Source organism: Prauserella muralis, assembly GCF_003202285.1.
GTDB lineage: Bacteria > Actinomycetota > Actinomycetes > Mycobacteriales > Pseudonocardiaceae > Prauserella_B > Prauserella_B muralis.
In genome coordinates, this window is the sequence record NZ_MASW01000001.1 from 666838 (window position 1) to 689230 (window position 22393).

Here is a 22393-nt window from a genome sequence, read left to right on the forward strand (position 1 = left end):
CGAGGGAGTTCCCGGCGATCGCGCCTACGATCGGGGTATGGGCTACCAGTCACCGCTACTCGACCGGCCCGGCGCGGTCGCCGCTCCCGAGACGCACTCCGAGCAGGGCGTGCCCTGGCACTGGGGTGACCCGTTCGCCGAGCAGCGCACCGCCGTGCGCGGGGTCGCCGTCGTGGACCGCTCGCACCGCGAGGTCATCACGGTGACCGGCGAGGAACGCCTCTCCTGGCTGCACCTGGTGCTCTCGCAGCACGTGGCGGCCCTGCCGGAGGGCACCGGCACCGAGGCTCTCGTGCTGGACAGCCAGGGCCGGATCGACGCGCACATGGTGCTCGCCTACCTGAACGGCACGGTGTATCTCGACACGGACCCGGGAGCCGAGGCCACGAGCGCGCTGCCCAAGGGCGGCAGGCAGCCGCTCGCGGCCTACCTGGAGGCGATGAAGTTCTGGTCCAAGGTCGAGCTCACCGACGCCACCGGTGACTACGCGGTGCTCACGCTGCTCGGCCCCGACATCGCCACGGTGCTCGACGTCGAGCTGGGCCCGGAGCCCTACGCGGTGGCCGAGATGCCCGGCGGCTTCGCGCGGCGGATGCCGTGGCCCCGCTCCTCCGCCGTCGACCTCGTGGTGCCGCGCCCGCAGCTGACCACCTGGTGGGACCGGCTGACGGAGGCCGGTGCGCGGCCCGCGGGATCGTGGGCGTTCGACGCGTTGCGGGCCGAGTCGGTGCGGCCGCGACTCGGGGTGGACACCGACGAGCGGGCGATCCCGCACGAGGTGAACTGGATCGGCTCGGCCGCGCACGTCGCGAAGGGCTGCTACCGGGGCCAGGAGACGGTGTCGAAGGTGCACAACGTCGGCAGGCCGCCCCGGCACCTGGTGCTGCTGCACCTGGACGGCTCGCCGGAGATCTACCCCGAGACGGGCGATCCGGTGCTGCTCGGCGAGCGGACCGTCGGCCGGGTCGGCACCGTGGCGCAACACCACGAGCTGGGCCCGATCGCGCTGGCGCTGGTGAAGCGGTCCACGCCGCCGGACGCCGAACTTCTCGCGGGCGCCGATGACCGGGTCGTGCAGGCCGCGATCGACCCCGACTCGCTTCCGCAGGAGCACGCGGCACCGGGGCGCGAGGCGATGCAGCGGTTCCGAGGATGACCGAGCCGACCCCACCCTGGTGTGTGGCACCCAGGTAGAGCAGGATGACCCCGTGATCGAAGTCCGTCCCGGCGGCCGCCGTCGCATCGACCGTGTCCTCGACGCCGCCTACGCGCGCGACGTGGACACTCTGCCGATGACGACGCTGCGCGAACGCCGCGACGAGGCGGCGCAGGAGGAGACCGACCTGTCGTACCTGCGCAGGCTGCTGCACGCGCGCATCGACATCGTGCGCGCCGAGCAGCAGCGGCGCGCCTCGGGTGGCGACGCCAGCATCGTCGACCAGCTGGCCACGATCCTTGCCGAGAACGCGCTGGGCCCGGCGACCGGCTCCGGCAGGCACCAGACGCTGGAGCCGACCCGGGCAGGCGAGTACCGGCGGCGTGCCGAGGCGCTGGTCGGCAACGCCGACCTCTCCGATGTCTCGTCGCTGGACGACGGCAAGCTCGCCGAGACGCTGAACACCTTCCGCGAGCAGGAGGCGTCGGTGTCACAGCGCCGCCGCGAGGTGCAGGTCGTGGTGGACACCTTCAACGCCGAGATCGCCCGCCGCTACGCCCAGGGCTCGGCCTCGGTCGACGAGCTGCTCGCCAGCGAGCGCGGTGAGGACGGGGCCGGAGACGGCGCATGACCGGCCCCGCGCTCGTGGAGGTCGTCCGGTCCGGCCTCACCGAGAGCGTGCACCACGGCGCTCTGGTGATCACCGGCCCCGACGGCTCGGTGCGCACGGCGCTGGGCGATGTCGACCGCCCGGTGTACCCGCGCTCGTCGAACAAGCCGTTCCAGGCGCTCGGGATGCTGAGGGCAGGGCTGGAGATCGGCGAGCCCGACCTCGCCCTGGCCTGCGCCTCCCACAACGGCGAGCCCGCCCACGTCGCGCGGGTGCTGGCGATGCTGGCCTCCGCCGGGCTCACCGAGGACGACCTGCGCTGCCCCGCCGACTACCCGCTGCACGAGCCGAGCAGGCTCGACGCGATCCGCACCTGGCCTGGCAGGCGGCGGGCGGCGATGAACTGCTCCGGCAAGCACGCCGCGATGCTCGCGACGTGCGTGCAGCGCGGCTGGCCCACCGGCAGCTACACCGACCCTAAGCACGAACTGCAGCGGGTGATCGCCGAGACGGTCGTCGGCCTCACGGGCGAGCCGATCGCCGCCACGGGCGTGGACGGCTGCGGCGCACCACTGTTCGCGTTCTCCCTCACCGGGCTGGCCCGCGCGTTCGGCAGGGTCGCGGGCAGCCGTCCCGGCGCGGCCATGCGGGCGGCGCCGTGGCTGGTGGCCGGGTCCGGCCGCGACGACACGCTGCTGATGCTCGCGGTGCCGGGCCTGCTGGCCAAGGGTGGCGCCGAGGGCGTGCACGCGATGGCGCTGCCCGACGGCACCGCGGTGGCGCTCAAGGTCTCCGACGGCGCCGCGCGGGCCAGGGACCCGCTGCTCGTGGCGGCGCTGCGCTCGCTCGGTGCGCTGCCGGACAATCCGGCGGCCCGGTCGGTGCTGGACGGCCTCGGCCGGGGAGCCGGAGTGGTGCTCGGCGGCGGCAGGCAGGCCGGCGAGCTGCGCCTGACCCGGGAGTGCGCCGCGGCGCTCGGCCTGGCTAGTTGAAGCGCTCCTTGGCGGCGATGTCGCCCCAGTAGTCGCGCAGTGTCTGGAACAGCTCGGCGATGTCCTCCACCGCACCGCCGCGCAGCGCGTCCAGCATCGCGTGGACCTCGTCGGCCGAGGTGTCGCTCTCCAGGATCGGGTCCTCGATCAGCTGCACCAGCCCGCCGTAGTCGAGCTCCACGGCCGACGCCGGGTGGAAGTTGGCGAGCCAGCGGTTGGTCTCGGCGAGGATGCGGGTCGGGCCGGTGTCGCCGAGGGCGTCGTGCACGAGTTCCTCGGCCTCGGCGATCCGCGTGAGCGCGTCCCGCATGGCGACCCGCCAGGACAGCTCCCGCTTCGGGTCGTCCATCCCGGAGCCGAGCACGAGCCTGCGCTCGTCGGGCTCGACGATCGAGAACCACGGCAGCGGCACCGTCCACGTCGTCGACAGCACGTGCATGGTGGTGCCGTGCAGGTCGCGCAGCGCGGCGTTGGCCCTGGCGCGCACGGTGTCGGCGGAGACGCCCGCGGCGTCGAGCACGGCGGTCCGCAACGCGGGGTGGGCCTCGCCGAGGAACCCGGCGAGCGCGGCGGCCGAACGCACGCGCAGCTCCAGCGGGCAGACCAGCGGGCCGGGACCCACCTCGGTGCCGCTCGCGGTGGGCACGTCGGCCGGGTCGAGCACCAGCACGTCGGTCTTCGTGCTCGGCGAGGGAGAGCCGTCGATGCGCTCGGCGGGAAGCAGCCGCGGCGGTATTGAAATTTGTGACCTCAGCCACAGCAGGTGCTCGCGTTCGCCTGCCCGCGCGCGCGTCAGCTTGGCGGACTCGACGGCTTGGACCAGCTGTTCGTCAGGAGGGTCGCCGAACGCCGAGAGCGGCTCGTACACCCTGAGGTAGGCCACGAACGGACGGAGCACCGATGAATCGTGGCACGCCGGGACTCGGCCACTCCGACCGGCTGGTCCCACGGGCGGCAGTGGAGCGATACTGTCACCGTTCGCACACCGTGCCACGTCGCGTCGGACGGGCCGGACACGGTACGGTGTGTACAGGAAATAGTTGTCGAGACGACGCGGGGCCGCCGATTTCCCCCGGCCGCCCCGCCCCTGTGCAAGGGGGTCGAGCCATGGGGCGCGGCCGAGCTAAGGCCAAGCAGACAAAAGTGGCCCGGGAGCTCAAGTACAGCGTTCCCACCACGGATTTCGATGCCCTACAGCGTGAGCTGTCGGGCAACTCCTCGGAGGAGACCCGCGAGGACGACGAGCGGTACGAGGACCCATACGACGATGGGTACGACGACTACCGTCGTTGACGCAGCCGCGTGACGCGAGGGTGGGGCCCGGGCGGGACCGGGATTCCCCACCCTCGCGTTCCGCGTGCTGACCTTGTGGAGCGTCCGTCGGCGGCGCCGCCGCTGCTGCGATCGTGGTCGCGCCGGTGCCCAGCGGACACCGGGGTGACCAACGGACGTGAGGAGGAAGCGTGCCTGACATCGCACGGGTCGGAGTGGTCGGTGCGGGACTCATGGGTTCCGGCATCGCGGAGGTGCACGCGCGAGCGGGCCTCGACGTGGTGGTGACGGAGGTCGGCCAGCCGGCACTGGACGCGGGAAGGGCGCGCATCGAGAAGTCGCTGCAGCGGGGAGTCCGCAGCGGCAAGCTCGCCGCCGAGGACGCCGAGGCGGCGCTGGGCAGGATCACCTTCACCACCGACCAGGCGGCGTTCGCCGACCGCGATCTGGTGGTCGAGGCCGTGCTCGAACAGGAGCAGGCCAAGGTCGACGTGTTCCGGGCACTCGACAAGGTCGTCGAGCGGGAGGACGCCATCCTCGCCTCGAACACCTCCTCGATCCCGATCATGAAGCTGGGGATGGCCACCGAGCGTCCGCAGCAGGTGGTCGGCATCCACTTCTTCAACCCGGTGCCGGTGCTTCCGCTCGTGGAGCTGGTGCCGTCCCTGCTCACCGACGACAAGACCACCGAGCGGGCCGACGCGCACGTGTCCGGCGCGCTGGGCAAGACGGTGATCCGCTCGCAGGACCGCGCGGGCTTCATCGTCAACGCGCTGCTCGTGCCGTATCTGCTGTCGGCGATCCGGATGTTCGAGTCGGGCTTCGCCTCGGCCGAGGACATCGACAACGGCATGGAGAAGGGCACCGCGCACCCGATGGGGCCGCTGCGGCTTGCCGACCTGATCGGCCTCGACACCATCAAGGCCATCGCCGACTCGATGTACGCCGAGTTCAAGGAGCCGCTGTACTCCTCGCCGCCGCTGCTGCTGCGGATGGTGGACGCGGGCCTGCTCGGCAAGAAGACCGGGCGGGGCTTCTACAGCTACGAGTGAGTCCTGCGCCTACGCTCGCGGACGTGGACACTCAGCTGCGGGTAGGACTGATCGGCGCCGGCTCGTGGGCGAGGACGGTGCACGCGCCGGGCCTCTCCGACCATCCGGGCACCGCGCTGAGTGCGGTGTGGACCCGGCGCGAGGACGTGGCCGCCGCGCTCGCCGAGGACTACGCCGCGCGGGCCTGCGCCTCGTTCGACGAACTGCTCTCCGAGGTCGACGCGGTCGCCTTCGCCGTGCCGCCGTCCGTACAGGCCGGGCTGGCGGTGCGGGCGGCCGAGGCGGGCAAGCACGTGATCCTGGAGAAGCCGCTGGCCACCACCGTCGCCGACGCCGAGCGCGTCGCCGGTGCCGTGGCGGAGGCCGGGGTCGCGTCGCTCCTGGTGCTGACGCTGCGGTACGCGCTGCGCACCCGCGAATGGCTGGACGGGCTCGCGGCCGCGGGCGGCTGGACGGGCGGCAGTGCGCGCTGGTTGTCCGGTGCGTTGCTGGGCGAGACCTACGGCAACTCGCCGTGGCGGCACACCGAGGGCGCGCTCGGCGACGTCGGCCCGCACGCCTTCGACCTGATGGACGCCGCGCTCGGCGAGATCACCGCCGTGCTCGCCGCCCACCGTACGGAGGGTGACCTGTGGCACGTGCTGCTCGAGCACGCCGGGACGGCGACCAGCACGGTCGCGCTCACCACCCGGCTGCCGATGCGGCCGACCGTCGTGGAGTTCGCCGTGTACGGCGAGCAGGGCTACCGCACCCTCGGGCGGGCGCCGAACGCGACCGCCGAGTCCTACACCGCGCTGCTGGACGACTTCGCCGCCATGATCGCCAGCGGCACGCGGAAGCACCCGTGCGACGTGCACCGGGGTGTTCACCTCCAGCGCATCCTCGCCGAGTGCCTCCGCGTGGCCGGCTGACTCAGACGCCCGCGGGGTCCTTGGGCTCGTCACCGCTGGGCCGCTTGACCAGCCTGCGCAGCAGCGGCCAGGCCAGGATCGCCGCGACGATCACGTACACCGTGACGGCCATCGGCGAGTTCACCAGGCCGACGAGGCTGCCGTCGCTGAGCTGCAGCGCACGCCGCATCTGCAGCTCGGCGGCCGGGCCCAGGATCACGCCGATGACGGCGGGCAGCACCGGCAGCCCGTAGCGGCGCATGGCGAAGCCGAGGACGCCGATGGCGAACAGCAGCAGCAGGTCGATCACCTCGCCGCCCACCGCGTAGGCGCCGACGCTGGCGAAGAACAGAATGCCCGCGTACAGGTACGGCCGGGGGATCCGCAGCAGCTTCGCCCACACCGGCGCCATCGGCAGGTTGATCACCAGCAGCAGCACCAGCCCGATGAACAGGCTCGCGATGAGGGCCCACACCAGCGCCGACTCACGCTCGAACAACAGCGGTCCCGGCTGGATGCCGTACTGCTGGAACGCGGCCAGCATCACCGCGGCGACGGCCGTGGTCGGCAGGCCCAGCGTCAGCATCGTCACCAGCGTGCCCGCCGCCGACGCGCTCGCCGTGGACTCCGGGCCCGCGACACCCTCGATGGCGCCCTTGCCCCACTCGTCCTTGCGCCGGGAGAACCGCTTCTCGGTGACGTACGACAGAAACGTCGGGATCTCGGCACCGCCCGCGGGGATCGCGCCGAACGGGAAGCCGATCACCGGGCCACGCAGCCACGGCCGCCAGGTGCGCCGCAGGTCGGAGCCCGCGAGCCACGGCCTGCCGACGGGGATCGGCTTGTCGAGCGTGCGCCGCAGGTGCGCGGCCACCCACAGCGACTCGCCGACCGCGAACAGCCCGACCGCCACGATCACCACGTCGATGCCGTCCGCCAGGTGCAGCGAACCGAACGTCAGCCGGGCCTGTCCGGTGAGCTGGTCGAGCCCGACCAGCCCGATGGTCAGCCCGATCAGCAGCGAGGCGAAGCCCCGCACCCGCGACCGGCCGAGCACCGACGTCACCGCGATGAAGGCGAGCACCATCACCGCGAAGTAGTCGGGCGCGCCGATGTTGACGGCCAGCGAGGCGACGGCGGGGGCCAGCAGCACGAGCGCGACGGTGCCGATCAGGCCACCGACGAAGTTGCCGATCGCCGCGGCGGCCAGCGCCTGCGGCCCCCGGCCGCGTTTGGCCATCGGATAGCCCTCCATGGCCGTGACCACCGACGCGCTTTCACCGGGCGTGTTCAGCAGGATCGACGTCGTCGAGCCGCCGAACATGCCGCCGTAGTAGATGCCGGCGAACATGATGAACGCGGCGGTGGGCTCCAGGCCGTAGGTGACCGGCAGCAGCAGCGCCACCGCCATGGCCGGGCCGATGCCGGGCAGCACGCCGATGGCCGTGCCGAGCACGACGCCGATGGCGGCGAACAGCAGGTTCTGCGGGGTCAGCGCGGTGCCGAACCCGTCGATGAGCAGTGACAGCGAGTCCATGGGCTACAGCACCCCCATCAGCGGTCCGCCGGGCAGCGGAACCCCGAGCAGTTCGTTGAAGGCCAACCACGTGACCACCGAGACGGTGGCGGCGACCAGCGGATCGCGCACGGGGTTGCGACTGCCCAGTGCGTAGGCCGCGCCCCAGAACAGGACGGCCGACGAGATCGGGAAGCCGACCAGGTCGATCAGGGCCGCGTTGGCGAGGAAGGCACCGGAGAGCAGCAGCACCGTGCGCCAGTCGGCTCCCGTCGACAGGTCGACGTCCTCACCACCCTCGGCCTCTCCGGTGACGCCGCGGAGCACGTCGCGGGCCAGCAGCAACGCCACCAGCACCAGCAGCGAGCCCACCACGACGGGCACGGCCTTGGGACCCAGCGGCCCCCGCTGGGTGAAGTCGGTGGGCAGCGTCAGCGCGTCGGTGAGCACCAGCACGCCCAGCACGAGCAGCAGCAGGCAGATGCCGAGCTCGGAGTGCGCCCGCCACCAGCTCTGCCTCGGCGCCGCGGCGCGCGGCTCTTCCACAGTGGACACAGGACTACTCATGCCAGACCCAGCTCCTTCAGCACCGACACCACGCGGTCGTTCTCGGAGGAGAGGAACGCGCCGAACTGCTCACCGGTCTGGAACGCGTCGCTCCAGCCGTTGCGCCGCAGCGCGTCCTTCCACTGCCGGGTGTCGTGCAGTGCGGTGAACATCGTGACCAGCTTGTCGCGGTCCTGCTTGGACAGCCCGGGCGGCGCGACGATGCCGCGCCAGTTGGTGAAGCTGACGTCCACGCCCGACTCCTGGAGCGTGGGCGCGTCGATCCCGGGAACGCGTTCCGGGCTGGTCACCGCCAGCGCCCGCAGCTCTCCCGCCTCGATCTGGTCGCGGGTCTCGCCGATGCCGGAGACGCCGAACGCCACCTTGCCGCCGAGGATCGAGGCCATCAGCTCGCCTCCGCCGTCGTAGGAGACGTACTGGACGTCCTTCGGCGAGATCCCGAGCGCCTCCGCGGTGAGCATCGGCGCGAGGTGGTCCGGCCCGCCGGGCGAGGAGCCGCCGCCGACAGCCAGGCCGCGGGGGTCGGCCTTCCACGCCTCGATCAGCTGCTCGATGTTGCGGTAGGGCGAGTCCTTGCCGACCACGATGATGTCGGCTTCCTCGGTGAGCTTGGCGATCGGCGTGGTGTCCTGCAGCGACGCGGGCGAGGAGTTCGTGTACACCGAACCGACCACGCCCAGGCCCATCGACATGATGAGCTTGCCGTTGCCGCGCTCGCCGACCAGCCTGCCGAGCCCGACGGTGCCGCCGGCACCGGGCAGGTTGAACACCTCGGTGGTGCCGTTGAGCCCGTTGTCCTCGATCGTCTTGGCCGCCGTGCGGGCAGTGATGTCGTAGCCGCCGCCGGGGGTGTTGGGCACCATGATCCGCAGGCCGGGAACCTGTGAGCCCGACTCGTCACCCTCGGACCCGGCCAGCGGTGGCACCACGAGCACGAGCAGCGCCGCGCCCAGCACCGAGAGCCATGCTTTCGGGTTCTTCATCATCACCTCGTTGTGAGGACCGTTCGGAGATTGCCGAACATCGTGCATCGCGGCCCGGGTGAAGTCTCGGTTACGGGCGTATCGGTACTTGTGTTCGTTGTGGTCACGGGCGGCCCGCCCGCAAGGTGTCATAGTGATGCGGTGGGCGCGAAGGGTTCGCTGGCGAGACAGCTGCTTGGCTGGCTGCTGGCCATCGTGTTCGCCCTGCTCGGCTGCGTGCTGGTGTTCTCGGTGCTGCAGTCGAACGAGAACTTCCGCAACGTCGAGGGCCGCAGGCTGCTGTCGGTCGCCGAGAACGTCGCGGCGACGCCGGGCGTGCGCATCAGCCTCGCCGACCCGGTGAACCGCGACCCGCTGCCGGTGTTCGCCGAGGGCGCCCGCAGCCTCTCCGGCGCGGATTTCGTCACGATCGCGGGCCCCGGCAGGCGAGTGCTGACCTCGCAGGACCCCGACCAGCTCCGGACGAGGCTGCCGCTCGGCGAGAGCACCGTGGCGCACGGCCGGTCGTGGGTCGGCGAGGTGGACGGCTCCCTGGTGGCGCACGTCCCGGTGATCGGCGACGACGGCGCGCTGATCGGCATCGTGGCGGCAGGCAAGGCGACGCCCGGCTTCTTCGAGGGCATCGCCAACCGGCCCACCGACGCGCTCGTGCTGCTGGGCATCGCGACCGTGCTGGGCGTCGCGGGCGCGGTGTTTCTGGCCTGGCGGGTCAAGCGGCAGACGCTGGGCCTCGAACCGCGGGAGATCACCGGGCTCGTGGAGCACAGGGAGGCGCTGCTGCACGGCATCAAGGAGGGTGTGGTGGCCCTCGACCAGCAGCACCGGATCACGCTGGTCAACGACCACGCCAGGCAACTGCTGGCCCTGCCGGGGAACGCGGTCGGGGCGCGGATCGACGACCTGGACGTCAACGAGCGGCTGCGCGACGTGCTCACCGGCAGGGCCAGCGGCACCGAGGCGATCGTGCTGCGAGCGGGCCGGGTACTGGTGATGAACCGGCTGCCGGTGACGCGCGACGGCCGCGAGCTGGGCGCGGTGGCCACCCTGCGCGACCGCACGGAGCTGATCACCCTGCGCGAGGAGCTGGCGGCGACCTCGCGCACCACCGACACGCTGCGCGCGCAGGCCCACGAGTTCAGCAACCGCCTGCACACCATCGCCGGGCTCATCGAGCTGGGCGAGTACGACGAGGCACGGCACTACGTGGACCTGGTGAGCCGCGCGCACGGCGAGTGGCACGAGCAGGTCACCGCGCGCGTCCACGACACCGCGGTGGCCGCCCTGCTGATCGCGAAGGCGAGCCTGGCGGCCGAGCAGGGCGCCGGGCTGCGCCTGACCGACGACAGCAGGCTCGGCCAGGTGGACGAGGCCCTGTCGGCCGACCTGGTCACGGTTGTGGGCAACCTTGTGGACAACGCGCTCGACGCGCTGCGGGGAACCGACGGCGACCACTGGATCGAGGTGGAGATCGGCGAGAGCGAGGAGGCTGTGTCGGTGGTGGTGCGCGACTCGGGTCCCGGCGTCGCACCGGAGATCGCGACCGAGGTGTTCACGCACGGGTTCACGACGAAGGCCGCCGAGCACGGCGGCGCTCGCGGGCTCGGGCTGGCGCTGACGCGGCAGATCTGCAGGCGGCGCGGCGGCTCCGTGGACGTGCACAACGCCGACGGTGCTGTGTTCACGGCCGTGCTGCCGGTGCGGCAGGCGGCGGTGCCGCGATGATCCGGGTGCTGGTGGTGGACGACGACTTCATGGTCGCGAAGGTCCACAGTGGCTATGTCGAGCGCACGCCAGGATTCACCGTCGTGGGTGCCGCCCACACGGGTGCAGATGCGCTCAGGGCGGTCCGTGATCTTGCACCCGATCTGGTGCTTCTGGACATCTACCTTCCGGACCTCGACGGGCTTGCGGTCCTTCGTGAACTGCGTGCCGATCCATCCACAGTAGACACCGACGTGGTGGTGATCACGGCCGCACGCGACGTGGAGACCATCAGGGGCGCGATGCGCGGCGGCGCCCTGCACTACCTCATCAAGCCGTTCTCCTATGCCGCGCTGCGCGACCAGCTGGAACACGTCGGCGCCCTGCGCGCCAAGCTGGCCCGGCTCTCCGCGCGCGAGGGAGCGGGCCAGCAAGACGTGGACGACGTGTTCGGCGCCCGCCCGCGCAGCACGAGCGGCCTGCCGAAGGGACTCACCGAGCAGACGGCGGAGCTGGTGCGCCAGGCGCTGATCGGCCATCCGGACGGGCTGTCGGCGTCCGAGTGCGCCGCCGTCACGGAACTGTCCCGGCCCAGCGCGCGGCGCTACCTCGAACACTTCGTGGACATTGGTCAGGCTCAGGTCCGGTTGCGCTACGGCGGGACGGGCAGGCCGGAACGGCAATACCACTGGCGAAGCTGACAGCGCAATAACCGGATAGTGCAGCCGGTTTCCCCGTGCGCTCCCGATCGCTCGGTGTCAGGGTGATCTTGGGAGTCGCGAGAAGTCGGGGAGGCAGATCGCGTGGATGTTCTGCTGCGCAGTTTCGGCGTCCTGGTCCCTGCCACGCTGTTGACGCTGCCGGTGGCCGTGCTCGCCTGGCGGTCACTGGCCGCGCTGCGGTCCAGGAACAGACCGGCCGCCGCCGCGCGGATCACCGCTGCCCTCGACGTCGCGATCGTCGTGCTCGGCGCGCTGGTGCTCGTCGTGGTGTCGATGCCGTTCTCCACCGGCAGCGCGCTGCACCTGCTCCCGGGCACCGACCTGGAGATCGCGCTCACCGACAACACGTCGTTCTGGCAGGTCACCGCCAACGTGGTGATGCTGCTGCCGCTGGGCCTGCTCCTGCCACTGCGCTGGGCGTGGTGGCGGGTCCCCGGACGAGTGACCGTGGCGGCACTGCTGGCCTCGGTGGCGATCGAGGCCATGCAGTTCGTCATCGACGCGGGCCGGGTGAGCTCGACCGACGACGTCCTGCTCAACACCGTCGGCGCGGCCGCGGGGGCGGGGCTGACGAGGAGGACGGAACTGAACCGGCGGTTGTGGAGCCTCTGCCTGCCCCGGCTCGTCCCGCCGCCCGCGGGGCGGCCGCGGCACAGGGTCCCGGCGCCGCGCGCCCGGCCACCCGCGACCGGGGTCGCCCTGCTCAGCGGTCGACGCGAATGTCCATACCCGGGCCCAGTGGCAGATCGGCGAAGTAGAACACCGACAGGATGACCGCCCACACCGTCCAGAAGGGAACGACGAACGGCAGCATCTTGGCGATCACCGTGCCCAGCCCTGCCTCGGGCTGGTAGCGCCGGACGAACGTGAGCAACACGATCATGTACGGGTTGAGCGGTGTGATCACCTGGGTCGCGGAGTCACCGACCCGGAAGGCCGCCTGGCTGAACCCGGGCTCGAAGCCGAGCAGCAGGAACATCGGCACGAACACCGCGGCCATCAACGTCCACAGGCTCGACCCGGAGACGATGAACAGGTTCAGCAGCGACGCGAGCACCATGAACCCGAGGAACGCCGCGTAGCCGGTGAGGCCGATGCTCTGCAGGAAGTTGGCGCCGCTGACCGCGAGCCACGCGCCGATGTTGCTCCAGGAGAACAGCGCGATGAACTGCCCGAGGATGAACGCCAGCACGATGAACCCGGACAGGTCCTTGAGGGCCCTGCCCATGAGCACGGGCACGTCGGCCGCCCTGCGGATCGCACCTGCGGAGACGCCGTAGGCGAGGCCGGGCACGAAGAACGAAAGGAACACCAGCGTGGTCACCGAGTCGAGCAGCGGCGACTCCGGCAGGAACCCGCCGTCGGCGTTGCGCATCGGGGAGCCGGGCACGAGTACCAGGACCACCACCGCGCCGGTGAGCGCGAGCAGGGCGACGGCGGCGACCCGCAGACCCCGCCGCTCCCCGGGCACCAGCCCCGCCGACAGGGTGCCCCCGGACGGCTCGACCTCGTCGCGCGGGAAGTTGTTGCGCTCCAGCGACGGCTCGACGACCTTGGCGATGATCAGGCCGGCGACCAGGCCGAGCACCACGGCGGCGATGACGTTGTAGTAGTAGTTGGACACCGGGGTGACGTCGGTGCCCGGGTCCGGCAGGGTCTGGGCGACGGAGTTGCTGATGCCGGCGAACAGCGCGTCGAGGCTGGTGACGAACACCGACGTCGAGTAGCCCGCGCCGGTGGCGGCGAAGCCGCCGATGAGCCCGGCCACCGGGTGCCTGCCCGCCGCCTTGAACACCATCGCCGCCAGCGGCGGGATGATGATGAACGCCGAGTCGGCCATGATGCTGCCGGTGACGCCAATGAACCCGAGCGCGTAGGGCAGCAGCCAGCGCGGGGCGCGGCGGAACGCGAGCCGGATCAGGGCCGACAGCAGGCCGGTGCGCTCGGCAAGACCGACGCCGAGCATGATCGTGACGACGGTCTGCAGCGGCGGGAACTCGATGAAGTTCGTCGCGAGACCGGTGAAGAGGAACTGCAGTCCCTCGCCGGTGAAGGCGCCGTGGATCGCTCTCGCCTGCTCCTCGCCGGGCACGCTGACCGTGACCCCGAACGCGGCCATGACCGTGGAGATCACGCCGAGCAGCAGGGTCAGCAGCGCGAAGAGGATGAACGGTTCCGGCAGGCGGTTGCCCACCCGCTCGATCCAGTTGAGCACGCGGTCGAGGCGTCCGGCCGGAGTCGCGGTTTCCGTCATGCGGGCAGAGTAGGCAGAAAATGTTTCACTCGGATACCGATCCGGTGATCTTCTACGGCGAGCAGGACGCCCTAGCGCTCGAAGTAGCGAGGTACGTCCAGTGGGCCGCCTGCGGCGGCGAACTCGTCGTGCATGGCGGTGCGCAGATCCGCGTCGGCGAGGTAGTCCACGGCGGTCAGCGCGAGCCCGAGCGCGCCGTCGGTCACCGCGCGATCGCCGGCGTCCGAGCCTGCGGCCTCGGCGAAGTCGGTGGTGTGCAGGGCGACCGTGGGCGCCGAGACCGCGATCATCGGGTGGATCGCGGGCATCCGGTGGCTCAGGTTGCCCAGGTCGGTGGAACCGGTGAGGAACTCCGGCACCACGCCGGGCGGCAGCGGCTGCCTGCCGCACGGCTGCTGGTTGACGGCCCACCGCGCGGACAGCGCCCGGTTGAACCGGATCGGCAGGTACGGCGGCTGCGGGTCCCAGCGCAGCTCGACCTCGCAGCCGGTCTGCTCGGCGGCCCCGCGCGCGATCGCCGCCATCCGCTGCGCCAGGTCGCGCAGCGTCTCCGGTAGCGCGGAGCGCAGGTAGAACAGCACCGCGGCGCGGTCGGGAACCACGTTCGGCCGGGAACCGCCGTCGGTGAACACCCCGTGCACCCGGTCGCCCGGCGGCAGGTGCTGACGCAGGGCCGCCACGCCCTGGTAGGCGCTCACCGCGGCATCGAGCGCGTTGCGTCCCATGAACGGCTGCGCGGCGGCGTGGGCGCTGACACCGTGGAAGATCATCTCCAGCTGCCTGCGGCCCAGGAACGGGTGCATCGCGACGTCGTGGCTGAACGGGTGCAGCATCACCACGGCGTCGACGTCGTCGAACACGCCTGCCCTGGCCAGGGTCTCCTTGCCGCCACCGCCCTCCTCGGCAGGCGTGCCGACGAGCGACACCCGGCCGCCCGCCTTCGCCGCCACGGCGGCGGCACCGAGGAACCCACCGACCCCGGCCGCGCCGATGATGTTGTGCCCGCACGCGTGGCCGATTCCGGGCAGCGCGTCGTACTCGGCGAGCACCCCCAGGTGCGGCCCGGAGTCCCCGGTGCTCGCCACGAGCGCCGTGTCGAGCCCGCCTACGCCGACTGTGGCCTCGTACCCGCAGGCCGCGAGCAGGTCGGCGACGGCACGAACGGAGCGGTGCTCGGTGAACGCCGTCTCCGGGTGGGCGTGCAGGTCGCGGCTCAACGCCACCAGGTCCTCGCTCCGGCCGGTCACGGTGGCGGCGGCCTCGTCCCGCAGGTCGGCGGGCGCGCCGTCGTGTTCGGAGGTGAGTGGCTCGGCGCGGCGCACGGCCTCGGCCGTGGCCTCGATGAGGGAACGCAGGTAGCTGTCGTCGACCACCCACGCACCCTAGACGGGCGGCGTGCTCAGTCGTCGCCGCGGCTCCGCCTGCCCCGCTTGATGTCGGCGCGCCGCTTCTTCTGCGCGAGCCTGCGTTCCTGGGAACCCCTCGTGGGCTTGGTCGGCCTGCGCCTGCGCGGAGGCGGAGCGGCCGCCTGCCGCAGCACGGTGACCAGCCGCTGCCGCGCCGCCTCGCGGTTGGCCAGCTGGGCACGGTGTTCGCTGGCGGCGATGGTGAGCACGCCGTCGGTCAGCCGCCCGGCGAGCCGGGCGAGCAGCCGAGGGCGCAGATCGCCGGGCACCGACGGCGAGCGGGCGACGTCGAACGACAGCTCCACCCGCGACGACGTGGTGTTGACCCCCTGGCCTCCCGGCCCCGACGAGCGGGAGAACCGCTCGCTCAGCTCGGCGTCCGGGATCACCAGGCGCGATGTCACCTGAAGCTCCCCCATCACGTCCCCTTCGAGCTCCCCAATGCCACATTCGTAGCGCCCAACGCCACCAATGCGGCATTCGTAGCGTTCAACGCCACCAATGCCGCATTGGGGAGCGTGGTGCGCGGCGGCATCGGCGACCTCGGTGGCTAGAACCGGGGGTGGTCGCCGGTCAGCTGGGCGCGCGGGCCGTCCGGGTCGTCGGCAGGCCGGACGTCACCGAGCACCCACGCGGGCACGTGGCGCGCGGTGAGCACCGCCAGCGACCGGTCGACATCCTCCGGCGACACGACCGCCACCATGCCGACGCCCATGTTGAAGGTGCGCTCCATCTCCACGCGTTCGACCTTGCCCCGATGGGCGATGAGCGCGAACACCGGCGCCGGCGTCCACGCGCCGCGGTCCAGCTGCGCCACCAGGCCCCTCGGCATCACCCGCTCGAGGTTGGCGGCGAGCCCACCGCCCGTGATGTGCGCGAACGTCCGCACGTCGGCCTCGGCGGCCAGCGCCAGGCAGTCCTTGGCGTAGATCCGGGTGGGCTCCAGCAGCTCCTCGCCGAGCGTGCGCCCGAACTCCTCGACGTGCCCGCCCAGCGGCATCCGCGCGATGTCCAGGAGCACGTGCCTGGCCAGCGAGAAGCCGTTGGAGTGCAGGCCGGTCGAGCCGAGCGCGATCACCACGTCCCCCGGCCGCACCAGATCCGGGCCGAGCACGCCCGAGGCCTCGACGACACCGACACCGGTCGCGGAGATGTCGTAGTCGTGCTCGCCCATCATGCCGGGGTGCTCGGCGGTCTCGCCGCCCAGCAGCGCGCAGCCTGCCTGCACGCAGCCCTCGGCGATGCCGGAGACGATCGCCTCGACCTTCTCCGGGATCACCTTGCCGACCGCGATGTAGTCCTGCAGGAACAGCGGCTCGGCGCCGGTGACCACCAGGTCGTCCACCACCATCGCGACGAGGTCGATGCCCACCGTGTCGTGCTTGTCCAGCGCCTGCGCCACGGCGATCTTGGTGCCGACGCCGTCGGTGGACGACGCGAGCAGCGGCTCCTTCCAGCGGCCCGGCTTCAGCGAGAAGAGCCCGGCGAACCCGCCCACACCGCCGACGACCTCGGGCCTCGTGGCACGGGCGGCATGCGGTTTGAGCAGCTCGACGGCGTGGTCACCGGCATCGATGTCGACTCCGGCGGCGGCGTACGTAGCGCTCGGCGACTCGCTCACGGAAGCGGACTCCATCCTGAAAGTCTCGACAAAGGGTCAGGGACGCCGGACGGCATCCTCGGCACCGTACCCCGCGGAGGTGACGGGGAGCGCGGATGTGCCCGCGCCGTTACCACCCGTGATCCCTTCGAGCAGATGCTTGCCGATGAGCGCGTCGTCGGGCAGCGCGATGGGGTACTCGCCGTCGAAGCAGGCCGCGCACAGCCGTGACCTCGGTTGCTCCGAGGCCGCGACGAGCCCGTCGAGCGAGACGTAGCCCAGCGAGTCGGCACCGATCGAACGCCGGATGCCGTCCAGGTCCGCGCCGTTGGCGACGAGCTCGGCCCTGGACGCGAAGTCGATGCCGTAGAAGCAGGGCCAGCGCACCGGCGGCGAGGCGATCCGGACGTGCACCTCGAGCGCACCGGACTCGCGCAGCATCCGCACCAGCGCCCGCTGGGTGTTGCCACGGACGATGGAGTCGTCGACGACGACGAGCCGCTTGCCGCGAATCACCTCGCGCAGCGGGTTGAGCTTGAGCCGGATGCCGAGCTGGCGGATCGTCTGCGACGGCTGGATGAACGTGCGGCCGACGTAGCCGTTCTTCACCAGGCCCTGCCCGTAGGGGATGCCGGAGGCCTGCGCGTAGCCGATGGCGGCCGGGGTGCCCGACTCCGGCACCGGGATCACCAGATCGGCATCGGCAGGGCACTCCTCGGCGAGCCTGCGGCCGATCTCCACGCGGGTTGCGTGCACGCTGCGGCCCGAGATCGTGGTGTCGGGCCTGGCCAGGTAGACGTACTCGAAGATGCAGCCCTTGGGCTCGGGGTTGGCGAAGCGCGACGAGCGCAGCCCGCCCGCGTCGATCGCGATCAGCTCGCCGGGCTCCACCTCGCGCACGAACGAGGCGCCCACGATGTCGAGGCCCGCCGTCTCGCTGGCGACCACCCAGCCGCGTTCCAGCCTGCCGAGCACCAGCGGCCGGACCCCGTGCGGGTCGCGGGCGGCGTACAGCGTGTTCTCGTCGGCGAAGGTGAGGCAGAACGCGCCGCGCACGGTGGGCAGCAGTTCCATCGCGGCGGCCTCGATGCCCTTGTCCGCGGCGGCCGCGGCGAGCAGCCCACACAGCAGGTCGGAGTCGGTGGTGGCGCCGTTCTTGCCGATGATCCCGAGGCCACGGGCCCGTTCGTGCAGCTCATGGGTGTTGACCAGGTTGCCGTTGTGCCCGAGCGCCAGCCCGGTGCCCGCCGCGGTGGTACGGAAGGTCGGCTGCGCGTTCTCCCACGAGCCGCCGCCGGTGGTGGAGTAGCGGCAATGGCCCACGGCGACGTGGCCCTGCAACGACGAGAGCGTCTGCTCGTCGAACACCTGGCTCACGAGCCCGAGGTCCTTGAACACGACGATCTGGTTGCCGTCGGACACCGAGATGCCCGCCGCCTCCTGCCCACGGTGCTGGAGTGCGTACAGGCCGTAGTAGGTCAGCTTCGCGACCTCTTCACCGGGCGCCCAGACACCGAAGACGCCGCATTCCTCACGCGGTTCGGGATCGGACTGCTCGCCGGCGGCTGCTCCGGTGGACGACAGGTCGGTGTGCACCGAAAGGCTCCCCTGGATACGAGAACGGGCCGCCTCCAGTGTAGGTGGCCGGAGGCGGCCCGACTCGGTGATCTAGCGCTCAGGACAGGCGCGAACGCGGCTCAGGCGGTGGCCATGAGGTACTTGGCACGTCCGGCGCCACCCCGGATCCAGCATCCGGCCGTCCTGGAGGGCGCGTGCTCGGTGTGAGCGTCGTCCGACAGCTCGAGCAGGCCGTCCACCACGGCCCGCATGGTGCCGGACCTGCTCCACAGCACGGTGCGCGGTTCGAGGATGTTCGGCTCGTCACCGGGCAGGCGCATGGCGGTGACGTCGTCCTCGGCGTCCAGCCGTACGACGTCGATCACGTGGCCGTGCGCACGCACACCGACCACGGTGATGATCTCGCCGTCAGCGTCGCGGGGGTGGACGAACCGGTAGCCGCGGGCGATCAGCCTGCCCAGCGTGTCCTCGACCGTCGTGTGTTCAGGCGACCACATCGTCGAACTCGCCATCCTTGGCTCCTGCGAGAAAGGCTTCGATCTCGGCGCGCGTGTAGATCAGCGCGGGGCCGCGCGGGTCGCGGGAGTTGCGCACCGCGACCTGGCCGTCGCCAAGCGGAGCGACCTCCACGCAGTTGCCCATGGAGCCGCTGTACTTGCTCTTTCTCCAGGCAGCGCCTGACAACGACTCCGCAGAGATCCCGTTGTGAATCTGCTCCGCCATGATCCTCACCTTCCCGACTTACACCATTGGAGGATGCATCTGCACGTGCATTCGATTGTGCACCCACCGTAGCACGTGCCAGTGCAGGTGTGAATGCACGTGCAGATACAAGTTCACCGAATGGTCACCAAGTCGGTGAACAGGCGCAATGCGGCGGAGAGGAGCAGGGAGGGGGCCGGTCCGGCCCGCCGGTCACATCTCGGCGCGGACCTTGGAGAGCATCTGCCGGGAGCGGTCGGGCGTCTCGGCGTCGACGGCGAGCCGGTCGAGCGAACGGCCGATCAGCTCGATCTCGTCCGGCCGGTCGAGGTAGATGCCGCCCGCGATGTGCTCGATGTAGGCGATGTTGGGCAGCTCGGGCTCGGAGAACCGGAGCAGCGTGAACGCGCCCTCGGCGGCGTAGCCGCTGCGGGCGTACGGCACGACCTGCAGCGAGATGTGCGGCAGCGTCGTCAGCTCCAGCAACTGGTCGAGCTGCGCGCGGTGGACGTCCCTGCCGCCGATCGGCCGGTAGAGCACCGACTCGTCGATGACCGCCCACAGCCGCGGCGCGTCGGGCCGCTGGAGCAGCTTCTGCCTGCGCATGCGCAGCGCGACCCTGCCCTCGGCGGCCTCGCTCGCCGACTCGGGCAGCCCGTGCGTGACGATGGCCCGCGCGTAGTCCTCGGTCTGCAGCAGACCCGGCACGAACTGCAGCTCGTAGGTCTGGATGCGGACCGCCGCCTCCTCCAGCCCGACGTAGTCGTCGAACCACTTGGGCATGTAGTCGTTGAACTTCTGCCACCAGCCCGGCTGGTTCGAGTCCTTCGCCATCTGGAGGAACACGTCGCGCTCGGACGGGTCCCCCACGCCGTAGAGGGTCAGCAGGTCGCTGACGTCGCGCTCCTTGAAACCGACCCGGCCGAGCTCCAGCCTGCTGATCTTGGACTCCGAAGCGCGGATGTGGTAGCCGGCGTCAGCACGGGTGATGCCCGCGCGTTCGCGGAGCCGGCGAAGCTGCGAGCCGAGGATCATCCGGCGCGCGGTGGGGCCTGTCGACTGCTCCCCGACCGTGCCGTCCACCGCAGCCATGGTCCGGATCCACACCTCTCGTCACGACTCGTCGAAGATGTGCCATCGTACCCGAGGGAACCGCCTGGTCACCGAAAGTACACCGGCATCCTGAGCAGTCAAGAGACCGGCGTGCACGCCCCGGGCACAGCCCCCTACTCTACGCCAGCACCGAGGCCGGCACACAGACGTCGTCCAAGGCCCGGCTCGTCAGAGCCGCACGATCGGCAGCCAGCGGGAGACGTCTGCCCGCGTTCCGGACGCGCTCACCCTGCCCTCGGCCACCGCGTCGGTCCACTGTAGACGCCCGGTGGCGAGTTCGAGCCAGGTGCGGGGGTCGGTCTCGACGACGTTCGGCGGCGTGCCACGGGTGTGGCGGGGGCCCTCGACGCACTGCACGGCGGCGAACGGCGGCACGCGCACCTCGACGCTGCGGCCGGGGGCGGTCGCGGCCAGCGTGCGCAGGCTCAGCCGCACCGCGGCGGCCAGGTCGGCCCTGGCGGGATCGGGGGCGCTTCCGGTCAGCCAGGCGGAAACCCGCTCGACGGCGGCACGCAACTCGGCGGGGTCGGCGGAACGCGATGCGGGCATGCGCCAACAGTAGAGTGAGCACCGAACGAACAGCACGGCACCGAACGCGGGGAAACAGGACATGGCACAGCGGGATGAAGCGGACCGGCTGGTACCCGACGAGCCCACGGTCAGCAGGACACCCAAGATCACCCGCGAGATGCGGGCGAACGCCAGGGCCAACCCGAACAGCTGGCTCTATGTGATCGACGAGGCCTTCGACCCCAACGGCCGCGTGCCGTCCTGGGCGGTGGTGGGTGCCTACCCCGTCAACGCCGACGGCGAGGTCGTCGAGGACTTCCATCCCAACGACCGGTACCGTCCCTCCCCGAAGGCGCTGGGGTTCCCCGAACCCACGAACGATCTCGAGCGGCTGCTGCAGCTCGTCCGGACGCGGCACCGCCCCGCGGAGGACCTGCCGCCCGTCATCCTGAACTCGACGCTGTTCGTCTACGCGATGTCGCCCGTGCAGCGGACGGTGATCGGCTTCCACAACACCGACGGCCGGGTGCTGGTGCCCGCGTACACGAGCAAGTCGCTGGTGCCCGCCGAGTGGCCCCACGCGCGGGCCGTGCTCGGCAGGGACATCGTCGAACTGCTCGCCGGGCACGCACTGGCGATCAACCCGCACGACGTCGTGACGGCCGTGGTGCCGGCCGAGCATCTGGAGCAGGCGCTGGCCGACGAGAGCTAGCACACGCCGGATGCGGTGACAAAATTACTCGTCCGGGTGACATCTGGTTCGCGAATACCGCTCCATGGAGGCATGGTGCCCCCATGGGAGTTGCTGGGAACCGTCCTCACCCGTACACCTGTCTGGCTGCCGCGGTGGCCGCTGCGGGCGCGCTGGTCTGTACCAGCCCGCCCGCGGCCGCCACACCCGACTACCGGGGAGCGGCCGACCGGCACGCCGGGTCGCAGATCGCCCTGCACGAGGGGGTGCACGGCAGGCCGGCACCCGACGGCTACCTCGCGAGCAAGCAGGTGCTCGGTCACGACGTGAGCGGCTGGCAGGGCGCCGTCGACTGGCCGAAGACCGCCAAGGCGGGGGCGAAGTTCGTCTACGTCAAGGCCACCGAGGGCACCGGCTACACGAGCGACGACTTCACCCAGCAGTACAACGGCTCCTACGAAGCGGGCCTGGTCCGCGGCGCCTACCACTTCGCCCGGCCCGACGTCTCGTCCGGAGCGAAGCAGGCCGCCTACTTCGTGGCCAACGGCGGCGGCTGGAGCGCCGACGGCCGCACGCTGCCCGGCGCGCTGGACATGGAGTACAACCCCTACGGCGACACCTGCTACGGCAAGAGCCCGGCCGAGATGGTCGCCTGGATCAAGGACTTCTCCGACGCCTACAAGGCCAGGACCGGACGCGCGCCCACCATCTACACCAGCACGAGCTGGTGGGAGACCTGCACCGGCAACAGCGACGTGTTCGGCCGGACCAACCCGCTCTGGCTGGCGCGCTACGCCAAGCAGGTGGGCACGCTGCCCGCGGGCTGGCCCACCCAGACCATCTGGCAGTTCGCCGACTCCGGCTCGTTGCCCGGCGACCAGAACTACTTCAACGGCGACATCCACCAGCTGACCCGGCTGGCGAAGGAGTGAGGATCCACGCCACGGAAGTGGTTTTCACTGTCGATTGTGGCGCGCTGTTCAGCTGTGAATCACCCACTTGTAGCGGATATTTCACGCCAACTAGTGACAAATCTCGTCCGCTGCGATAACAATCAACGCCCGAGCGGCTACCTGCA

24 protein-coding genes are annotated in these 22393 nt (G+C 71.2%); 11 read left to right on the forward strand and 13 right to left on the reverse strand.

Going from position 1 to position 22393, the window contains the following annotated elements; translation table 11 throughout:
* Positions 1-37: 37 nt before the first annotated feature.
* From ygfZ to BAY60_RS04085, 3 genes are read left to right on the forward strand one after another with little or no spacing between them, the layout of a single operon-like run.
* Positions 38-1156: a CAF17-like 4Fe-4S cluster assembly/insertion protein YgfZ gene (gene ygfZ / locus BAY60_RS04075; protein WP_112279456.1), complete on the forward strand. Its 1119-nt coding sequence runs from the start codon at positions 38-40 to the stop codon at positions 1154-1156.
* Positions 1157-1208: 52 nt separating this feature from the next.
* Positions 1209-1787, forward strand: coding sequence for an RsiG family protein (locus BAY60_RS04080; RefSeq protein WP_112279457.1), 579 nt, complete (start codon positions 1209-1211; stop codon positions 1785-1787).
* Positions 1784-2758 carry an asparaginase gene (locus tag BAY60_RS04085; protein ID WP_112279458.1) on the forward strand — a complete coding sequence of 325 codons (975 nt, stop codon included), beginning with the start codon at positions 1784-1786 and terminating at the stop codon, positions 2756-2758. The genes BAY60_RS04080 and BAY60_RS04085 overlap by 4 nt, the downstream gene beginning before the upstream one ends.
* Here BAY60_RS04085 and BAY60_RS04090 read toward each other — a convergent pair.
* Positions 2751-3656: a DUF8083 family protein gene (locus BAY60_RS04090; protein ID WP_112279459.1), complete on the reverse strand. Its 906-nt coding sequence runs from the start codon at positions 3654-3656 to the stop codon at positions 2751-2753. The two genes, BAY60_RS04085 and BAY60_RS04090, sit on opposite strands and share 8 nt — an antisense overlap.
* 209 nt (positions 3657-3865) lie before the next feature.
* Between BAY60_RS04090 and BAY60_RS04095 the strand changes: the two genes are divergently transcribed.
* From BAY60_RS04095 to BAY60_RS04105, 3 genes are all read left to right on the forward strand, one after another.
* Positions 3866-4051 carry a DUF3073 domain-containing protein gene (locus tag BAY60_RS04095; RefSeq protein WP_112279460.1) on the forward strand — a complete coding sequence of 62 codons (186 nt, stop codon included), beginning with the start codon at positions 3866-3868 and terminating at the stop codon, positions 4049-4051.
* 170 nt (positions 4052-4221) lie between these two features.
* Positions 4222-5082 carry a 3-hydroxybutyryl-CoA dehydrogenase gene (locus tag BAY60_RS04100; RefSeq protein WP_112279461.1) on the forward strand — a complete coding sequence of 287 codons (861 nt, stop codon included), beginning with the start codon at positions 4222-4224 and terminating at the stop codon, positions 5080-5082.
* A 23-nt stretch (positions 5083-5105) separates the two neighbouring features.
* The gene (locus BAY60_RS04105; RefSeq protein ID WP_112279462.1) at positions 5106-5993 is read left to right on the forward strand and encodes a Gfo/Idh/MocA family protein; all 888 of its coding nucleotides are present in this window, start codon (positions 5106-5108) and stop codon (positions 5991-5993) included.
* Position 5994: 1 nt separating this feature from the next.
* On the opposite strand, the gene BAY60_RS04110 is transcribed toward BAY60_RS04105, so the two are convergent.
* From BAY60_RS04110 to BAY60_RS04120, 3 genes are read right to left on the reverse strand one after another with little or no spacing between them, the layout of a single operon-like run.
* Entirely contained in the window at positions 5995-7509 is a 1515-nt protein-coding gene (locus BAY60_RS04110) for a tripartite tricarboxylate transporter permease (protein WP_112279463.1), read from the reverse strand.
* 3 nt (positions 7510-7512) lie between these two features.
* Positions 7513-8055: a tripartite tricarboxylate transporter TctB family protein gene (locus BAY60_RS04115; RefSeq protein WP_112279464.1), complete on the reverse strand. Its 543-nt coding sequence runs from the start codon at positions 8053-8055 to the stop codon at positions 7513-7515.
* On the reverse strand, positions 8052-9038 hold the full coding sequence (locus BAY60_RS04120) for a Bug family tripartite tricarboxylate transporter substrate binding protein (protein WP_112279465.1): 987 nt from the start codon (positions 9036-9038) through the stop codon (positions 8052-8054). Before BAY60_RS04120 ends, BAY60_RS04115 begins: the two co-directional genes overlap by 4 nt.
* Positions 9039-9179: 141 nt before the next feature.
* On the opposite strand from BAY60_RS04120, the gene BAY60_RS04125 reads away from it, so the two are divergent.
* From BAY60_RS04125 to BAY60_RS04135, 3 genes are all read left to right on the forward strand, one after another.
* On the forward strand, positions 9180-10760 hold the full coding sequence (locus BAY60_RS04125; protein WP_112279466.1) for a sensor histidine kinase: 1581 nt from the start codon (positions 9180-9182) through the stop codon (positions 10758-10760).
* Positions 10757-11440, forward strand: a complete 684-nt coding sequence (locus BAY60_RS04130; RefSeq protein WP_112279467.1) for a response regulator — start codon at positions 10757-10759, stop codon at positions 11438-11440. Before BAY60_RS04125 ends, BAY60_RS04130 begins: the two co-directional genes overlap by 4 nt.
* 102 nt (positions 11441-11542) lie before the next feature.
* The gene (locus BAY60_RS04135) at positions 11543-12235 is read left to right on the forward strand and encodes a VanZ family protein (RefSeq protein WP_112279468.1); all 693 of its coding nucleotides are present in this window, start codon (positions 11543-11545) and stop codon (positions 12233-12235) included.
* Here BAY60_RS04135 and BAY60_RS04140 read toward each other — a convergent pair.
* The 9 genes from BAY60_RS04140 to BAY60_RS04180 form a co-directional block, all read right to left on the reverse strand.
* Positions 12165-13715, reverse strand: a complete 1551-nt coding sequence (locus BAY60_RS04140) for an AbgT family transporter (RefSeq protein WP_112279469.1) — start codon at positions 13713-13715, stop codon at positions 12165-12167. The two genes, BAY60_RS04135 and BAY60_RS04140, sit on opposite strands and share 71 nt — an antisense overlap.
* Positions 13716-13786: 71 nt before the next feature.
* On the reverse strand, positions 13787-15088 hold the full coding sequence (locus BAY60_RS04145; RefSeq protein WP_112279470.1) for a M20 family metallopeptidase: 1302 nt from the start codon (positions 15086-15088) through the stop codon (positions 13787-13789).
* 26 nt (positions 15089-15114) lie between these two features.
* Positions 15115-15540, reverse strand: a complete 426-nt coding sequence (gene arfB / locus BAY60_RS04150; protein WP_112279471.1) for an alternative ribosome rescue aminoacyl-tRNA hydrolase ArfB — start codon at positions 15538-15540, stop codon at positions 15115-15117.
* A gap of 131 nt (positions 15541-15671) precedes the next feature.
* On the reverse strand, positions 15672-16742 hold the full coding sequence (gene purM / locus BAY60_RS04155; protein ID WP_112279472.1) for a phosphoribosylformylglycinamidine cyclo-ligase: 1071 nt from the start codon (positions 16740-16742) through the stop codon (positions 15672-15674).
* Positions 16743-16778: 36 nt separating this feature from the next.
* Positions 16779-18317 carry an amidophosphoribosyltransferase gene (gene purF / locus BAY60_RS04160; RefSeq protein WP_245992313.1) on the reverse strand — a complete coding sequence of 513 codons (1539 nt, stop codon included), beginning with the start codon at positions 18315-18317 and terminating at the stop codon, positions 16779-16781.
* 101 nt (positions 18318-18418) lie between these two features.
* Positions 18419-18811 carry a hypothetical protein gene (locus BAY60_RS04165; RefSeq protein WP_112279473.1) on the reverse strand — a complete coding sequence of 131 codons (393 nt, stop codon included), beginning with the start codon at positions 18809-18811 and terminating at the stop codon, positions 18419-18421.
* On the reverse strand, positions 18783-19022 hold the full coding sequence (locus BAY60_RS04170; RefSeq protein ID WP_112279474.1) for a DUF397 domain-containing protein: 240 nt from the start codon (positions 19020-19022) through the stop codon (positions 18783-18785). Before BAY60_RS04170 ends, BAY60_RS04165 begins: the two co-directional genes overlap by 29 nt.
* Positions 19023-19214: 192 nt before the next feature.
* Positions 19215-20093, reverse strand: a complete 879-nt coding sequence (locus BAY60_RS04175) for a helix-turn-helix domain-containing protein (protein WP_112280700.1) — start codon at positions 20091-20093, stop codon at positions 19215-19217.
* Positions 20094-20282: 189 nt separating this feature from the next.
* Positions 20283-20663, reverse strand: coding sequence for a sterol carrier family protein (locus BAY60_RS04180; protein WP_112279475.1), 381 nt, complete (start codon positions 20661-20663; stop codon positions 20283-20285).
* Between the two features lie 61 nt (positions 20664-20724).
* Between BAY60_RS04180 and BAY60_RS04185 the strand changes: the two genes are divergently transcribed.
* Entirely contained in the window at positions 20725-21336 is a 612-nt protein-coding gene (locus BAY60_RS04185; RefSeq protein ID WP_112279476.1) for a type VII secretion system-associated protein, read from the forward strand.
* Positions 21337-21419: 83 nt separating this feature from the next.
* The gene (locus tag BAY60_RS04190) at positions 21420-22247 is read left to right on the forward strand and encodes a lysozyme (RefSeq protein WP_112279477.1); all 828 of its coding nucleotides are present in this window, start codon (positions 21420-21422) and stop codon (positions 22245-22247) included.
* The last annotated feature ends 146 nt before the right edge of the window (positions 22248-22393 follow it).

Bases quoted from the DNA above. Each gene is read 5' to 3' on its own strand.
- ygfZ (WP_112279456.1), top strand. From the start codon at position 38: ATGGGCTACCAGTCACCGCTACTCGACCGGCCCGGCGCGGTCGCCGCT.
- BAY60_RS04085 (WP_112279458.1), top strand. From the start codon at position 1,784: ATGACCGGCCCCGCGCTCGTGGAGGTCGTCCGGTCCGGCCTCACCGAG.
- BAY60_RS04095 (WP_112279460.1), top strand. From the start codon at position 3,866: ATGGGGCGCGGCCGAGCTAAGGCCAAGCAGACAAAAGTGGCCCGGGAG.
- BAY60_RS04110 (WP_112279463.1), bottom strand. From the start codon at position 7,509: ATGGACTCGCTGTCACTGCTCATCGACGGGTTCGGCACCGCGCTGACC.
- BAY60_RS04115 (WP_112279464.1), bottom strand. From the start codon at position 8,055: ATGAGTAGTCCTGTGTCCACTGTGGAAGAGCCGCGCGCCGCGGCGCCG.
- BAY60_RS04120 (WP_112279465.1), bottom strand. From the start codon at position 9,038: ATGAAGAACCCGAAAGCATGGCTCTCGGTGCTGGGCGCGGCGCTGCTC.
- BAY60_RS04130 (WP_112279467.1), top strand. From the start codon at position 10,757: ATGATCCGGGTGCTGGTGGTGGACGACGACTTCATGGTCGCGAAGGTC.
- BAY60_RS04140 (WP_112279469.1), bottom strand. From the start codon at position 13,715: ATGACGGAAACCGCGACTCCGGCCGGACGCCTCGACCGCGTGCTCAAC.
- arfB (WP_112279471.1), bottom strand. From the start codon at position 15,540: ATGGGGGAGCTTCAGGTGACATCGCGCCTGGTGATCCCGGACGCCGAG.
- BAY60_RS04165 (WP_112279473.1), bottom strand. From the start codon at position 18,811: ATGGCGAGTTCGACGATGTGGTCGCCTGAACACACGACGGTCGAGGAC.
- BAY60_RS04170 (WP_112279474.1), bottom strand. From the start codon at position 19,022: ATGGCGGAGCAGATTCACAACGGGATCTCTGCGGAGTCGTTGTCAGGC.
- BAY60_RS04175 (WP_112280700.1), bottom strand. From the start codon at position 20,093: ATGGCTGCGGTGGACGGCACGGTCGGGGAGCAGTCGACAGGCCCCACC.
- BAY60_RS04180 (WP_112279475.1), bottom strand. From the start codon at position 20,663: ATGCCCGCATCGCGTTCCGCCGACCCCGCCGAGTTGCGTGCCGCCGTC.
- BAY60_RS04185 (WP_112279476.1), top strand. From the start codon at position 20,725: ATGGCACAGCGGGATGAAGCGGACCGGCTGGTACCCGACGAGCCCACG.
- BAY60_RS04190 (WP_112279477.1), top strand. From the start codon at position 21,420: ATGGGAGTTGCTGGGAACCGTCCTCACCCGTACACCTGTCTGGCTGCC.